The organism is Shigella sp. SIG3, from assembly GCF_053555855.1.
Window position 1 is genome coordinate 1 of record NZ_JBQZXE010000098.1, and the last position, 14,532, is coordinate 14,532.

Annotated in this window: 13 protein-coding genes, 1 tRNA gene and 2 pseudogenes; 7 read left to right on the forward strand and 9 right to left on the reverse strand. The window is 49.6% G+C overall.

Annotated features, from left to right (window positions below; genetic code table 11):
* Positions 1 to 337 precede the first annotated feature (337 nt).
* The 3 genes from ACUU1I_RS15520 to ACUU1I_RS15530 form a co-directional block, all read right to left on the reverse strand.
* Positions 338 to 583 (reverse strand): hypothetical protein, encoded by a 246-nt coding sequence (locus ACUU1I_RS15520; RefSeq protein ID WP_000875412.1) that lies wholly within the window; start codon positions 581 to 583, stop codon positions 338 to 340.
* Between the two features lie 644 nt (positions 584 to 1,227).
* Positions 1,228 to 1,303, reverse strand: a tRNA-Phe gene (locus ACUU1I_RS15525).
* A gap of 105 nt (positions 1,304 to 1,408) precedes the next feature.
* Positions 1,409 to 2,116 (reverse strand): DUF554 domain-containing protein, encoded by a 708-nt coding sequence (locus ACUU1I_RS15530; RefSeq protein ID WP_000234514.1) that lies wholly within the window; start codon positions 2,114 to 2,116, stop codon positions 1,409 to 1,411.
* Between the two features lie 152 nt (positions 2,117 to 2,268).
* Here ACUU1I_RS15530 and yqgH point away from each other — a divergent pair, with 152 nt between their 5' ends.
* Entirely contained in the window at positions 2,269 to 2,352 is an 84-nt protein-coding gene (gene yqgH, locus ACUU1I_RS15535) for a protein YqgH (RefSeq protein ID WP_211180506.1), read from the forward strand.
* Between the two features lie 161 nt (positions 2,353 to 2,513).
* Positions 2,514 to 4,649, forward strand: coding sequence for an ornithine decarboxylase (gene speC / locus ACUU1I_RS15540; RefSeq protein WP_005070847.1), 2,136 nt, complete (start codon positions 2,514 to 2,516; stop codon positions 4,647 to 4,649).
* Positions 4,650 to 4,697: 48 nt separating this feature from the next.
* Here the strand turns inward: speC and nupG are convergent, their stop codons facing one another.
* The 4 genes from nupG to mutY form a co-directional block, all read right to left on the reverse strand.
* Complete coding sequence (nupG, locus tag ACUU1I_RS15545; RefSeq protein ID WP_001049793.1) at positions 4,698 to 5,954, reverse strand: nucleoside permease NupG; 1,257 nt, start codon at positions 5,952 to 5,954, stop codon at positions 4,698 to 4,700.
* 201 nt (positions 5,955 to 6,155) lie between these two features.
* Positions 6,156 to 7,235: a membrane-bound lytic murein transglycosylase MltC gene (mltC, locus tag ACUU1I_RS15550; protein ID WP_005064048.1), complete on the reverse strand. Its 1,080-nt coding sequence runs from the start codon at positions 7,233 to 7,235 to the stop codon at positions 6,156 to 6,158.
* 64 nt (positions 7,236 to 7,299) lie between these two features.
* Positions 7,300 to 7,575, reverse strand: coding sequence for an oxidative damage protection protein (locus ACUU1I_RS15555; protein ID WP_000091700.1), 276 nt, complete (start codon positions 7,573 to 7,575; stop codon positions 7,300 to 7,302).
* Positions 7,576 to 7,602: 27 nt separating this feature from the next.
* The gene (mutY, locus tag ACUU1I_RS15560; RefSeq protein WP_005070846.1) at positions 7,603 to 8,655 is read right to left on the reverse strand and encodes an A/G-specific adenine glycosylase; all 1,053 of its coding nucleotides are present in this window, start codon (positions 8,653 to 8,655) and stop codon (positions 7,603 to 7,605) included.
* Between the two features lie 160 nt (positions 8,656 to 8,815).
* Here mutY and trmB point away from each other — a divergent pair, with 160 nt between their 5' ends.
* The 5 genes from trmB to ACUU1I_RS15585 all read left to right on the forward strand — a co-directional run bounded on the left by trmB (position 8,816) and on the right by ACUU1I_RS15585 (position 13,110).
* Positions 8,816 to 9,535, forward strand: coding sequence for a tRNA (guanosine(46)-N7)-methyltransferase TrmB (trmB, locus tag ACUU1I_RS15565; RefSeq protein WP_000786911.1), 720 nt, complete (start codon positions 8,816 to 8,818; stop codon positions 9,533 to 9,535).
* Entirely contained in the window at positions 9,535 to 9,861 is a 327-nt protein-coding gene (locus tag ACUU1I_RS15570; protein ID WP_001107556.1) for a YggL family protein, read from the forward strand. Before trmB ends, ACUU1I_RS15570 begins: the two co-directional genes overlap by 1 nt.
* Before the next feature lie 183 nt (positions 9,862 to 10,044).
* Entirely contained in the window at positions 10,045 to 10,764 is a 720-nt protein-coding gene (locus ACUU1I_RS15575; protein WP_000984792.1) for a YggN family protein, read from the forward strand.
* Positions 10,765 to 10,939: 175 nt separating this feature from the next.
* Positions 10,940 to 11,986, forward strand: a complete 1,047-nt coding sequence (ansB, locus tag ACUU1I_RS15580) for an L-asparaginase 2 (RefSeq protein WP_000394115.1) — start codon at positions 10,940 to 10,942, stop codon at positions 11,984 to 11,986.
* 116 nt (positions 11,987 to 12,102) lie between these two features.
* A complete protein-coding gene (locus ACUU1I_RS15585) occupies positions 12,103 to 13,110 on the forward strand; it encodes a DUF1202 family protein (RefSeq protein WP_000745205.1) in 1,008 nt (335 codons plus the stop codon).
* Between the two features lie 55 nt (positions 13,111 to 13,165).
* Here ACUU1I_RS15585 and ACUU1I_RS15590 read toward each other — a convergent pair.
* Together ACUU1I_RS15590 and ACUU1I_RS15595 are read right to left on the reverse strand one after the other, a co-directional pair.
* A pseudogene (locus ACUU1I_RS15590) lies at positions 13,166 to 14,467 on the reverse strand (TRAP transporter large permease).
* Positions 14,467 to 14,532, reverse strand: a pseudogene (locus ACUU1I_RS15595) (TRAP transporter small permease); the annotation flags it as partial. The pseudogenes ACUU1I_RS15595 and ACUU1I_RS15590, both read right to left, overlap by 1 nt.

Sequence of the window (14,532 nt, forward strand, 5' to 3'; positions counted from 1 at the left end):
GGCTGAGGAGTCCCCAGAAAAGAAGACAGGCATAGAGTTTTGTGATCTACTGATTGCGCTAACAAATTCAATGAGATCACCTCTATGCCTGCCCGTTAAGTATGTCAGGCTTTTTTCCGTAATGCTCTAACTTCCACGCATTGGTTTCTGACATCAAATAAGGCTATGACTTTCTCTCCCTTTTAATCTCATTCTGATCTAAAACCATATCTTAAAAAAATGCATGGGTATTTTAATTATTTTGATGTTGATCTAACGCACTCAAGGACCATTTTATTACCGATTATCCATTCTATTTAACTGTTGCGATATAAATGTTTGTTTTAGGTGCTTTAATTCAGTACAAGTCATCAAACCGTACCAGACCCTGACTGTCAGTGACACCGACAGGTGGGGGCGGCGGTGTGGGGTCAAACTGAGTGTGTCTGCCTCTGGCCCACAGAGCCAGCTCTGCCGCCATTGCCCGTGGATGATACTCCAGCTGCACGTTGAGACCGGAAACTGGGTTGTTGTTCTCATCCACGAACTGCAGCGCCAGCCAGTGCATCCGCTGCTTACCGCAGGCGACTTCTTTGTACTTCATTTTGTGACTCAGGCAGGTGACTGTCGTGTTGCCGGTTGCGTCCATTTTGCGGTTAAACCCTTTTAATTCAATTTGTTAAATTGCTTTCCACCTTTTGCGGGGCGCGACTTAACCAAAATATTCACTGTTATCATAATATGCAATGGGCTGGAGGTTGCAGGTCATTTAGGGATTTTCTGTAAGCCCCGTTTTGCAGAACGTTCTATCTCCGATTGAGATCCTGTCTCTCGGTATTACCGGTAGTCTGGCCATAATCCCCTATGGATCATATTGATATAGTAGGCATAACACCCAAAAGTTGACTAAAGCTAAATCAATCAGAGTGAAAAATGTTCGGTTTGATGTAGGGGGGGACTGAGGAGGGGCCAACGCAGGTGGTATGCGTTTTACTTCAGACCGGACAAAGACCGGATGTATCCGTGCAGTAATGAATCCGTTAGCCAGGTGCTCATGTGGAAATAGTGTCTATTGGGGATTTGAAGTTTGACAGAAAAGGCCACAGTGACCAGAAGGGGGCTACTTAGAAGAAATGTTCAGGCTGGATGGAAGAGGTAAAGCAGTGACATCAGCATTCAAAGTGACCGGATATCTACCAGAACCCCAGAAAGCAAAAAACCAGCCCGTAGGCTGGTTCTTCTAAGTAGTGGTGCCCGGACTCGGAATCGAACCAAGGACACGGGGATTTTCAATCCCCTGCTCTACCGACTGAGCTATCCGGGCAACGGGGCGCATTAAACCTGATTCGCCTCGTCTCGTCAATCAAATTTCTTCAATTTACTGCAGACTGCACAATCTATCATCACTTTGCCGCTATTGCACGCATTGTCAGGCAAACCAGGCGGTCCAGGCGGCGGAAAGCGGCATTGCCAGAAGGAGTGCTGGAAGCATGTTGACCACCGGGAACATTTTAATGCCACAGATGCGTAATCCGGTTGCCAGCAGCAATAAACCGCCTACGGCGCTGAAGTCTGCCATCATCGACGGTGTGGTCAGCGGTAATATCAGCGCGGCAGCCCACGCCAGCGTTAACTGGATGATCAGTAATGGGATACTAATTACCGACACCGCAATACCCAGCGAGCAGGCGAAGATCATCGCCGTAAAGAAATCAAGAAATGACTTGGCGATTAAAATACTCGGATCGCCGGTCATCCCTTCGTTCATCGCCCCGAAGATCCCGGTGCCGCTGGCGCAAAACAGGACAATAATCGCGACATAATTCTGAATAAAAGATTCATGCGCTGGCTTCTTACGTGAGTGACGAAACAGATTTTGTGCTTTGGCGACTGCTGTATTGACACCTTTCTCCAGCAAACAAATTTCGCCAATTAGAGCGCCAAGTAGCGTAGCTAAAACCATCGCTGGAAGGTTGGCGCATTTCACAACCAGTAAAATACCAATCCCCAGCGATGCCAGACCAAAAATAGATGTCATGGAGACGCGGATACGTTCCGGTAAGCGTTGGCTGAGCAGTGCGCCGAGAACGCCACCCAGTAAGACTGCACTAGCGTTGATAAAAGGGCCGATGACCACAAGAGTTCCTGTTAGCTGTATTGTTTGATTTTCTTATTATGAACTTTTTGCCTTGTTGATGGCTTGTCTGGTCGCAAAGTCCTGGCTTGCACGCCTTAGCGAAAGGTGCCATGATTGCGCGAATTTTCTCCTCTCTGTACGGAGTTTGCCCGATGCACGCCATCTCCTTACATTCTCTCGCTTATCGCCGTTTCGCGCGAAACGTTTCCCTTTCTATGTTACTGCTCATGCGGTGAAGTTAACGCACGCTCACTGCAGGACAACAGTAAAATCAGAGCGTTTCTGCTTTTACTGATGTCTGGCGGTCGGAGCTGGTGACCAGTTTGACCCATATCTCATGGGGCAGGGTTTTCCACCTTGTCCGGTATTCTTACTTCCCCGAAACGGGTTTGCGCTTATGAAATCAATGAATATTGCCGCCAGTAGTGAACTGGTATCCCGACTTTCTTCTCATCGCCGCGTGGTGGCGTTGGGAGATACTGATTTTACGGACGTCGCGGCAGTCGTCATTACCGCTGCGGATAGTCGCAGTGGCATTCTTGCGTTGCTTAAGCGCACCGGTTTTCATCTACCGGTGTTTTTGTATTCCGAACATGCTGTTGAATTACCTGCGGGCGTTACGGCGGTAATCAACGGCAACGAGCAGCAGTGGCTGGAGCTGGAATCCGCAGCCTGTCAGTATGAAGAGAATTTGCTGCCACCGTTTTATGACACGCTGACGCAGTACGTTGAGATGGGCAACAGCACCTTTGCTTGCCCTGGACATCAACATGGTGCGTTCTTTAAAAAGCATCCTGCCGGACGCCATTTTTACGATTTCTTTGGTGAGAACGTCTTTCGCGCCGATATGTGTAACGCTGACGTAAAATTGGGCGATCTGCTTATTCATGAAGGATCGGCGAAAGATGCGCAGAAATTCGCAGCCAAAGTCTTTCATGCCGATAAAACCTATTTTGTGCTGAACGGCACATCGGCAGCGAATAAAGTGGTGACGAATGCGCTGTTAACGCGTGGCGATCTGGTGCTCTTCGACCGTAACAACCATAAGTCGAATCATCACGGCGCGCTGATTCAGGCGGGGACGACGCCGGTCTATCTGGAAGCTTCACGTAACCCGTTTGGTTTCATTGGCGGTATTGATGCGCACTGTTTTAATGAAGAGTATCTGCGCCAGCAAATTCGCGACGTTGCGCCAGAAAAAGCCGACCTGCCGCGCCCGTTTCGCCTGGTGATTATTCAGCTGGGAACCTATGACGGCACTGTCTATAACGCCCGTCAGGTGATCGATACCATTGGGCATCTCTGTGATTACATTCTGTTTGATTCCGCGTGGGTCGGTTACGAACAGTTTATCCCGATGATGGCGGATAGCTCGCCGCTGCTGTTAGAACTTAACGAAAACGATCCGGGGATTTTTGTGACCCAGTTGGTGCACAAACAGCAGGCTGGATTCTCACAGACGTCGCAGATCCATAAAAAAGATAACCATATCCGCGGACAGGCGCGTTTTTGCCCGCATAAGCGGTTGAATAACGCCTTTATGCTCCATGCTTCTACCAGCCCTTTCTATCCGCTGTTTGCTGCACTGGATGTTAACGCCAAAATTCATGAAGGGGAGAGTGGGCGTCGGCTGTGGGCTGAGTGCGTTGAGTTGGGTATTGAGTCGCGCAAGGCTATTCTTGCGCGCTGTAAGCTGTTCCGCCCGTTTATCCCGCCCGTTGTTGATGGCAAATTGTGGCAGGATTATCCGACATCAGTGTTAGCCAGCGACCGCCGTTTTTTCAGTTTTGAGCCGGGGGCGAAGTGGCACGGCTTTGAAGGATATGCCGCGGATCAGTATTTTGTTGATCCGTGCAAGCTGTTACTCACTACACCAGGTATCAATGCCGAAACCGGCGAATATAGCGACTTTGGCGTTCCGGCGACGATTCTGGCGCACTATCTGCGTGAGAACGGCATTGTGCCGGAGAAGTGCGATCTCAACTCCATTCTGTTCTTATTAACTCCGGCGGAAAGCCACGAGAAGCTGGCACAACTGGTGGTGATGCTGGCGCAATTTGAACAGCATATTGAGGATGACTCGTCGCTGGCTGAGGTGTTGCCGAGCGTTTATAACAAATATCCGGTGCGCTATCGCGACTACACCCTGCGCCAGTTGTGTCAGGAGATGCACGATCTGTATGTCAGTTTCGACGTCAAAGACCTACAAAAAGCGATGTTCCGCCAGCAGAGTTTCCCGTCAGTGGTGATGAACCCCCAGGATGCGCATAGCGCTTATATTCGCGGTGAAGTGGAGTTGGTGCGGATTCGTGATGCCGAAGGGCGAATTGCGGCAGAAGGGGCGTTGCCTTATCCACCTGGCGTGCTTTGCGTGGTACCCGGGGAAGTCTGGGGTGGGGCGGTTCAACGTTATTTCCTTGCGCTGGAAGAAGGCGTGAATTTGTTGCCGGGATTTTCGCCGGAGTTGCAAGGTGTCTATAGCGAAACCGATGCGGATGGCATGAAACGATTGTACGGTTATGTGTTGAAGTAAGAATAAAAAAACGGGTCACCTTCTGGCGACCCGTTTTTCTTTGCGTAATTAGTGGCTAACCGTCTGTGTGCCTGTCGGGACACGAACGTGTTTATATTTGAACATCGCCATGAACGCGAAGGCCAGAACCACGGAATAACCAGCGAAAATCAACCATACGGTCTGCCAGTCGGTAATGCCGTTTTGGGTGTACATCTCAACAACTTTACCGCTCACGATGCCGCCGAGGATACAGCCGAAGCCGTTAGTCATCATCAGGAACGTCCCTTGTGCACTGGCGCGAATTGCCGGGCTAACTTCTTTTTCGACAAACACCGAACCAGAGATGTTGAAGAAGTCGAATGCGCAACCGTAAACGATCATCGACAGTACCAGCAGTACAGTACCGAACGGAGTCGGGTCGCCGTAAGCAAACAGCGCAAAACGCAGGATCCACGCCACAATACTGATCATCATTACGTTCTTAATACCGTAGCGGCTTAAGAAGAACGGGATGGTCAGAATGAACAGGGTTTCAGAGATCTGCGAAATCGACATGATGATTGACGCATGCTGCACGATGAAGCTGCTGGCAAACATCGGATCTTTGTCGAAGCTGTGCAGGAAGGTATTACCGAACATGTTGGTAATCTGCAGTTCCGCGCCCAGCAGCATTGAGAAGATGAAGAAGATTGCCATACGCTTGTTTTTAAACAGCGCGAATGCATCGAGGCCCAGCAGGGTTGTCCAGCTCTGATTCGCTTGCTGTTTAGCAACCGGAATATGCGGCAGAGTCAGGGTAAACAGAACCAGAATGGCGGAAAGTGCTGCGCCAATATACAGCTGCATGTGGCTTAATTCGAAGCCAGACAGGCTCACCACCCACATTGCCATGATAAAGCCGATGGTGCCCCAGATACGGATTGGCGGGAAGTCAGTAACGATATCCATCCCGGCATTTTGCAGGCGATAGTAAGAGATGGTGTTGATTAACCCAAGCGTTGGCATATAAGCAAACGAGTTAATCAATATCACAAGGAACATCGCTTCCGGCGTCGTGACCTGTGCCGCCATGAACAGCGTGATAGCGCCAATGGTGTGGCAAATGGCATATACCCATTTCGCACTTAACCATTTGTCGGCCACAATCCCCAGTAGCGCAGGCATAAATACCGCGGCGATACCCAGTGAGCTATAAACTGCGCCAATAGAAGCACCGTCAAACTTCAGGGTAACAAACATATAGGAGCCGAGGGTCGTCAGCCAACTTCCCCACAGACAGAACTGCAGAAAAGAGAGGATTTTCAGCTGCAGCTTAAGATTCATGTTAATTTCCTCACATCGTGATTCGGATGAGTGTTTGAAAAAGCACATTTGACCGTGCGAGATGATGGGATTCTATCAACTTCGCGGACTGGTTTTTTGTTACCTGTGGCAAATAATTGCAAACATTCCCAATTTGCAAAACGAAATTGTGATGTGGATAACATTTTTGCCCCTGAGCATCGTCAGGGGCGGTTAATGGAATTATCGGCGGCGGTAGGATTTTTGCGCGGTATTCACTTTATAAAGATAACGGCGAGATTCCGCAGAGGGATGGCGGGTCGTCAGCGTCTGATAAACATCGCCCGGCGTCATGGTGTTAATAATATTGGCAGCCTGAATCTTATCATTCGAAAAGACTCGCAGCACGCTGCCTGCGCCGCCGTTATAGGCGGTGATGACGGCATAACGCCGCGATGTTGGGTTATCAATTCCGCCGAGATAAACATTGTTCAGCATCGCCAGATACGCGGTGCCGGTATCAATATTGCTGGCAGGATCAAACAAGAAACTGCGGCTCGGCGTGCCGGATTTCCCCTGCGAGCGGAACACATCTTTCCCGGCAGTATTTTGTACCACCTGCATTAATCCCAGCGCATCGGAACGGCTGACCGCATACGGGTTAAAGGAAGATTCAGTCTGCATAATTGCCAGAATCAGCGACTCATCAACGCCATATTTCCGTGACGCCTGGCGGACCATGCCGAGATATTTGTGCGCACGTTTATCAAGGTGGTTCGGCACCATGTTAATGGTGACGCTGTAGATGATACGTAGCCCGTTGCTGCGGCTTTTCAGACGGTTTTTCAGCAGATAATCCGCGAAGTTGCTTGCGCGACCTTCCCAGCGAATCGGCTGCCCGGTGTTGTCCACCACCTGACCGTAAAGGAAAGGTTCTTTCGAAATTGTAATATCATCAACGTCGGAATAGAGATCGACCGAACTCGGATCGTCACCCATCAGCAACGTTTTGATAATTGCCCGGCGCAAATGCGCGGCAGGTTCTGTCCCGGCGATGGTTTCGATAGTAATCGTACCGTCATCGAAGTTGATGTGGCTGCGGGTCTGATATTGATCGGTGTATTTCACGTAGTCCTTAGGACCGGCGATCACCACCTCTTTGAAGCCCCAGATGTTCTCAATATTGTGGGCAAATTGCCCCATCAGAATATCAAAACCGTTGGTATCTTTGACCCAGGCTTCGTTATAGGTATCGCCTTTTTTGGTCGTCGAACAGGAGATGAGCAACGGCGCAATCAAAGCCAGCGCGAGATATTTTTTCATCATTCCGGGTGCGTGTTGTGTTTGTTTTTATGCAAGCTGCCGGAGGCGTGCTCCGGCACTGTTTTTATTTTTTATCTTCCGGCGTATAGCCCTCGATATGCACCTCTTTACCCTCGAACAGGAAGTTGACCATCTCCTGCTCCAGCAGCTTGCGGTGCTCGGCATTCATCATGTTGAGTTTCTTTTCATTAATCAGCATGGTTTGTTTGTGCTGCCACTGCGCCCAGGCTTCTTTGGAGATCTCGTTATAGATGCGTTTTCCCAGCTCGCCGGGGTACAGCTGAAAATCCTGACCTTCTGCTTCACGTTGCAGGAAAGTACAAAAAATCGTTCTGCTCATAAATCATCCTCTTTATCGACTCACGCGCTAAACCGGCGCGCCAGTGCGTAACTGCTGTAACAAACGCTCCACGGGAGCCGCCAGGCCAACTGACGGCGGTTGCGCTAAGTTATACCAGAGCGCATTGCCTTCATCCATGCAGCCGGTGAATGACGACACGGGAAGCCACATAGGCACAATATCTAAGTGGAAATGGCTGAAGGTATGGCGAAACGCGGTCAGTTGCGTCAGGTTATCGGCAGCAATCTGCCGTTGTGCCAGCCAATGCCGCAAACTTTCTTCGTCGGCAAACTTCGGGAAACAGTATAAACCGCCCCACAATCCGCTCGGCGGACGCTGCGCCAGCAATACTTCATCTTCGTGCTGTAACAGGAGAAAGTAGCCGGTGCGCTCCGGCAGCATCTGTTTCGGTTTTTTGCCCGGATAAAGCGACCAGCTATTGTTGGTGGCGGCAATACATCCGTTTTGTAGCGGACAGAGCGAACATTTCGGCTTCGAACGCGTGCAAATCATCGCGCCCAAATCCATCATCGCCTGATTAAACCGTTCCACGCCGACCGCGGGCGTCACCTGCTCGCTCAAACTCCATAGTTTATTCTCGACCTCTTTTTTCCCAGGCCAGCCGCTTACAGCATAGCAGCGCGCCAGTACGCGTTTGACGTTACCGTCGAGAATCGGAAAGTGCTTGCCCAGAGAAAGCGAGAGAATCGCGCCTGCGGTGGAACGCCCGACGCCCGGTAACGGCGCGACTTCTTCAAAGGTTTCCGGGAATTTACCACCGTGTAAGGTCGCCACTTGTTGTGCCGCTTTATGCAGGTTGCGCGCGCGGGCGTAATAGCCAAGCCCGGTCCACAAGTGGAGAACTTCGTCGAGCGGCGCATTGGCGAGATCGGTCACCGTCGGGAAGTGCGCCATAAAGCGTTCAAAATAGGGGATAACGGTCGCAACCTGAGTTTGTTGCAACATCACTTCTGAGAGCCATACTTTGTAGGGCGTCTTGTCAATTTGCCAGGGCAGCGTTTTCCGCCCGTATTTATCGTACCAGTCCAGAACCTGGGCTGAAAATTGCGACGCTTGCATGGTCACCGACTTCACTGTTGTTGGGGGCAAGATTGCAGCACAGCGACGGCAGGGTGTAAACCGGAACTTTCCGCAGCCACGGCCTTATCATGCTTGCATCCGGCAACTAACTTTGGATAATGCCCGTTTTCAGAACACTTTCACAAGCGACTAAATCTTTATGAAAAACGACGTCATTTCACCGGAATTTGATGAAAACGGCCGCCCACTGCGCCGTATCCGTAGTTTTGTGCGCCGCCAGGGGCGACTGACCAAAGGCCAGGAACATGCGCTGGAAAATTACTGGCCGGTGATGGGCGTTGAGTTCAGTGAAGATATGCTGGATTTCCCCGCGCTTTTTGGCCGTGAAGCGCCGGTGACGCTTGAGATTGGTTTTGGCATGGGGGCGTCGCTGGTGGCAATGGCTAAAGATCGCCCCGAGCAGGACTTCCTCGGCATTGAAGTGCATTCACCGGGCGTTGGTGCGTGCCTGGCTTCTGCGCATGAAGAAGGTTTAAGCAACCTGCGCGTGATGTGTCACGATGCGGTTGAAGTGCTGCATAAAATGATTCCTGACAATTCATTGCGCATGGTGCAGCTCTTTTTCCCTGACCCGTGGCACAAAGCGCGCCATAATAAACGCCGTATCGTTCAGGTGCCGTTTGCCGAACTGGTAAAAAGCAAACTGCAGCTGGGGGGCGTATTCCATATGGCGACCGACTGGGAACCTTATGCGGAACATATGCTTGAAGTGATGTCTTCTATTGACGGTTATAAAAACCTGTCAGAGAGCAATGATTACGTACCGCGTCCGGCATCACGTCCGGTGACGAAATTTGAACAACGTGGTCATCGTCTTGGTCACGGAGTATGGGACTTAATGTTCGAGAGGGTGAAATAATGGCAAAGAACCGTAGCCGTCGTCTGCGTAAAAAAATGCACATCGACGAATTCCAGGAATTAGGATTTTCGGTGGCATGGCGATTCCCGGAAGGTACATCGGAAGAACAGATTGATAAAATCGTTGATGACTTTATTAACGAGGTTATCGAACCGAACAAACTGGCCTTTGACGGCAGCGGTTATCTGGCCTGGGAAGGTCTGATCTGCATGCAGGAAATCGGCAAATGCACCGAAGAACATCAGGCGATTGTGCGTAAGTGGCTGGAAGAGTGCAAACTGGATGAGGTACGCACCAGCGAACTTTTCGACGTTTGGTGGGACTAAGAAAGCATACGGGCGATGACAAATGCAAAACTGCCTGATGCGCTACGCTTATCAGGCCTACAGAGATGCACGATCGAGTAGGCGGGATAAGGCGTTTACGCCGCATCCGGCATGGAAAACGCGTACTTTGTTATCAATCTGGGGCCAGCATATGCTGGCCTGATTTGTTCTTGAGGGAAGACTATGATGCGCAAAATGCTGCTGGCGGCAGCACTTTCAGTGACGGCAATGACCGCTCACGCCGACTACCAGTGCAGCGTCACGCCGCGTGACGATGTGATTGTCAGCCCGCAAACCGTGCAGGTGAAGGGCGAAAACGGCAATCTGGTGATCACGCCAGACGGCAACGTGATGTATAACGGTAAGCAATATTCCCTGAATGCCGCCCAGCGCGAGCAGGCGAAGGATTATCAGGCTGAACTACGTAGCACGCTGCCGTGGATTGATGAAGGCGCGAAAAGCCGCGTCGAGAAAGCCCGTATTGCGCTGGATAAAATTATCGTTCAGGAGATGGGCGACAGCAGCAAAATGCGCAGCCGTCTGACCAAACTTGATGCGCAGCTTAAAGAGCAGATGAATCGCATTATCGAAACGCGCAGCGATGGCCTGACGTTCCACTATAAAGCCATTGATCAGGTTCGCGCCGAAGGCCAGCAACTAGTGAATCAGGCAATGGGCGGAATTTTACAGGACAGCATTAATGAAATGGGCGCGAAAGCGGTGCTGAAAAGCGGCGGTAACCCATTACAGAATGTGCTGGGAAGCTTGGGCGGTCTGCAATCCTCAATCCAAACCGAGTGGAAAAAGCAGGAAAAAGATTTCCAGCAGTTTGGCAAAGATGTTTGTAGCCGCGTTGTGACTCTGGAAGATAGCCGCAAAGCCCTGGTCGGGAATTTAAAATAATCCTCTATTTTAAGACGGCATAATACTTTTTTATGCCGTTTAATTCTTCGTTTTGTTACCTGCCTCTAACTTTGTAGATCTCCAAAATATATTCACGTTGTAAATTGTTTAACGTCAAATTTCCCATACAAAGCTAAGGGATAATGCGTAGCGTTCACGTAACTGGAGGAATGAAATGGAGTTTTTCAAAAAGACGGCACTTGCCGCACTGGTTATGGGTTTTAGTGGTGCAGCATTGGCATTACCCAATATCACCATTTTAGCAACCGGCGGGACCATTGCCGGTGGTGGTGACTCCGCAACCAAATCTAACTACACAGCGGGTAAAGTTGGCGTAGAAAATCTGGTTAATGCGGTGCCGCAACTAAAAGACATTGCGAACGTTAAAGGCGAGCAGGTAGTGAATATCGGCTCCCAGGACATGAACGATAATGTCTGGCTGACACTGGCGAAAAAAATTAACGCCGACTGCGATAAAACCGACGGCTTCGTCATTACCCACGGTACCGACACGATGGAAGAAACTGCTTACTTCCTCGACCTGACGGTGAAATGCGACAAACCGGTGGTGATGGTCGGCGCAATGCGCCCGTCCACGTCCATGAGCGCAGACGGTCCATTCAACCTGTATAACGCGGTAGTGACCGCAGCTGATAAAGCCTCCGCTAATCGTGGCGTGCTGGTGGTGATGAACGACACCGTACTGGACGGTCGCGATGTCACCAAAACCAACACCACCGACGTAGCGACCTTCAAGTCTGTTAACTACGGTCCTCTGGGATACATTCACAACGGTAAGATTGACTACCAACGTACCCCGGCACGTAAGCACACCAGCGATACGCCATTCGATGTCTCTAAGCTGAATGAGCTGCCGAAAGTCGGCATCGTTTATAACTACGCTAACGCATCCGATCTTCCGGCTAAAGCACTGGTAGATGCGGGCTATGATGGCATCGTTAGCGCTGGTGTGGGTAATGGTAACCTGTATAAATCCGTGTTCGACACCCTGGCAACCGCCGCGAAAAACGGCACTGCAGTAGTGCGTTCTTCCCGCGTACCGACGGGTGCTACCACTCAGGATGCTGAAGTGGATGATGCGAAATACGGCTTCGTCGCCTCTGGCACGCTGAACCCGCAAAAAGCGCGCGTCCTGCTGCAGCTGGCTCTGACGCAAACCAAAGATCCGCAGCAGATCCAGCAGATTTTCAATCAGTACTAATCACCTCGTCCCGGCATCGTGCCGGGGCTTTTTCACTTCAGACTTACGTCCATTGCCAATTTTCATTACCCTAATGATAATCACCGGAATAAATTATTCCGCGCGAGGGTTTTCGGGTGAAAAAGCAATGGATTGTTGGCACGGCGCTGCTTATGTTGATGACTGGTAATGCCTGGGCAGATGGCGAACCGCCAACTGAAAATATCTTAAAAGATCAATTCAAAAAGCAGTATCACGGCATTCTCAAGCTTGATGCCATCAGCTTAAAAAATCTTGATGCTAAGGGTAATCAGGCCACCTGGTCAGCGGAAGGCGATGTCTCTTCCAGTGACGATCTCTATACCTGGGTCGGTCAGTTGGCAGATTACGAACTGCTCGAACAGACCTGGACGAAAGATAAACCGGTAAAATTCTCGGCGATGTTAACCAGTAAAGGAACGCCCGCGTCTGGCTGGTCGGTGAACTTTTACTCTTTTCAGGCGGCAGCCAGCGATCGTGGGCGGGTGGTCGACGATATCAAAACGAATAATAAATATCTGATCGTGAATAGCGAAGATTTCAATTATCGCTTTAGTCAGCTTGAATCTGCGTTGAATACCCAGAAGAACTCGATTCCTGCGCTGGAAAAGGAAGTGAAAGCGCTTGATAAGCAAATGGTGGCGGCGCAGAAAGCAGCGGATGCATATTGGGGAAAAGATGCAAACGGTAAGCAAATGACCCGCGAAGAAGCCTTTAAAAAAATTCACCAACAGCGTGATGAGTTTAATAAACAGAACGATAGCGAGGCGTTCGCGGTTAAATATGACAAAGAGGTTTATCAACCGGCGATTGCGGCATGTCATAAACAGAGTGAAGAGTGTTATGAAGTGCCGATTCAGCAGAAACGAGATTTCGATATCAACGAACAACGGCGACAGACTTTTCTGCAATCACAAAAACTCAGCCGTAAATTGCAGGATGACTGGGTAACGCTCGAAAAAGGGCAATATCCGTTAACGATGAAAGTTTCAGAAATAAACAGTAAAAAAGTCGCGATTTTGATGAAAATTGACGATATCAACCAAGCTAATGAACGCTGGAAAAAAGATACCGAACAACTGCGGCGCAATGGGGTGATTAAGTAACTCATGTTAAGTGCCTTTGCCGGATAATATAAAAAGTTATCCGGCAAATTATTTTTTACATTAGCCCTAGTAGCTGTGGAATGAACAAGGATATTTGCGGAATGTAAGTGATCATCATCAACGCTACTAGCAATGCAGCATAAAATGGCAGCAATGGTTTGATTAAATGTTGAATCTTCACACCCGAGATAGAACAACCAACAAATAGCGCACTACCCACCGGCAGTGTTAACAGCCCAATACAAAGGTTGGCCACCATCATAATACCGAAATGTACTGGGTCCATTCCCAGCTCTTGTGCAATCGGCAAGAAGATCGGTGTAAAGATTAGTACAGCCGGTGTCATGTCCATAAAGATGCCGACAATTAATAAGACGATATTAATCAGCAGCAATATGATCAGTGGGTTATCAGAAATCCCCATCAATGCGTCGCTGATCATATAAGGAATATCAGCATTAGTCATTGCCCAGGACATGCCCACGGAAAAACCGATCAACAGTAATACAATCGAAGTGGTAACAACCGACTCCAGAATCAGTTTGGGTAAATGGCGCCATTTTACTTCCCGGTAAATCAGCACCGAGAGAATAAATGTGTAGACAACGGCAATTGCTGACGCTTCAGTTGCGGTAAAAATGCCGCCCAGAATGCCGCCCATCACAATGAACACCAGAAGCAAACTTGGTAAGGCATCCAGAAACGCTTTACAGGCCTGAGCAAAGGTTGCTCTTTCTGAAAGGGGGTAGCCACGGCGTTTAGCAATAATGCCGCAGACTATCATTACCGCAAGACCCATTAAGATCCCTGGCAAATATCCCGCCATAAACAGCGATGCTACAGAAACGCCGCCAGCTGTCAGGGAAAACACAATTAACACGTTTGAGGGCGGTATCAGTAATCCAGTAATACAAGATGAGACGTTTACAGCGGTAGAAAATGCCGGATCATAACCTTCTTTGGTCTGAATGGGATTCAGTGTGCCACCAACGGCAGCAGCTGCCGCAACGGCTGAACCAGAAATGGAACCAAACATCATATTCGCCAGGACGTTCACATGACCAAGCGAACCAGGAACGCGGCCAACCATTACCTAGGCGAGGTTAATCAAACGTATCGCAATACCGCCGCTGTTCATCAGTGTTCCGGCAAAGATGAAAAAGGGGATTGCCAACAGGGCAAAGTTATCCAGTCCATTAGCCAGTCGTTGCGAAACAGTGATTGCCGCGATATCCCAGGGAAACATCAAAAGCATTGAAGCTACAGTGGCAATACCGATTGAGAACGAAATGGGCACACCAATAAAGACCAGCACAAAAAAACAGCCAAACAGTGTAATCGCGATATAACTATCCATTAACTGGCCTCCTGCGCAGGTTGTTTCAGTTGTTGAATGCTTTGATTAATAAAACACAAGGCATA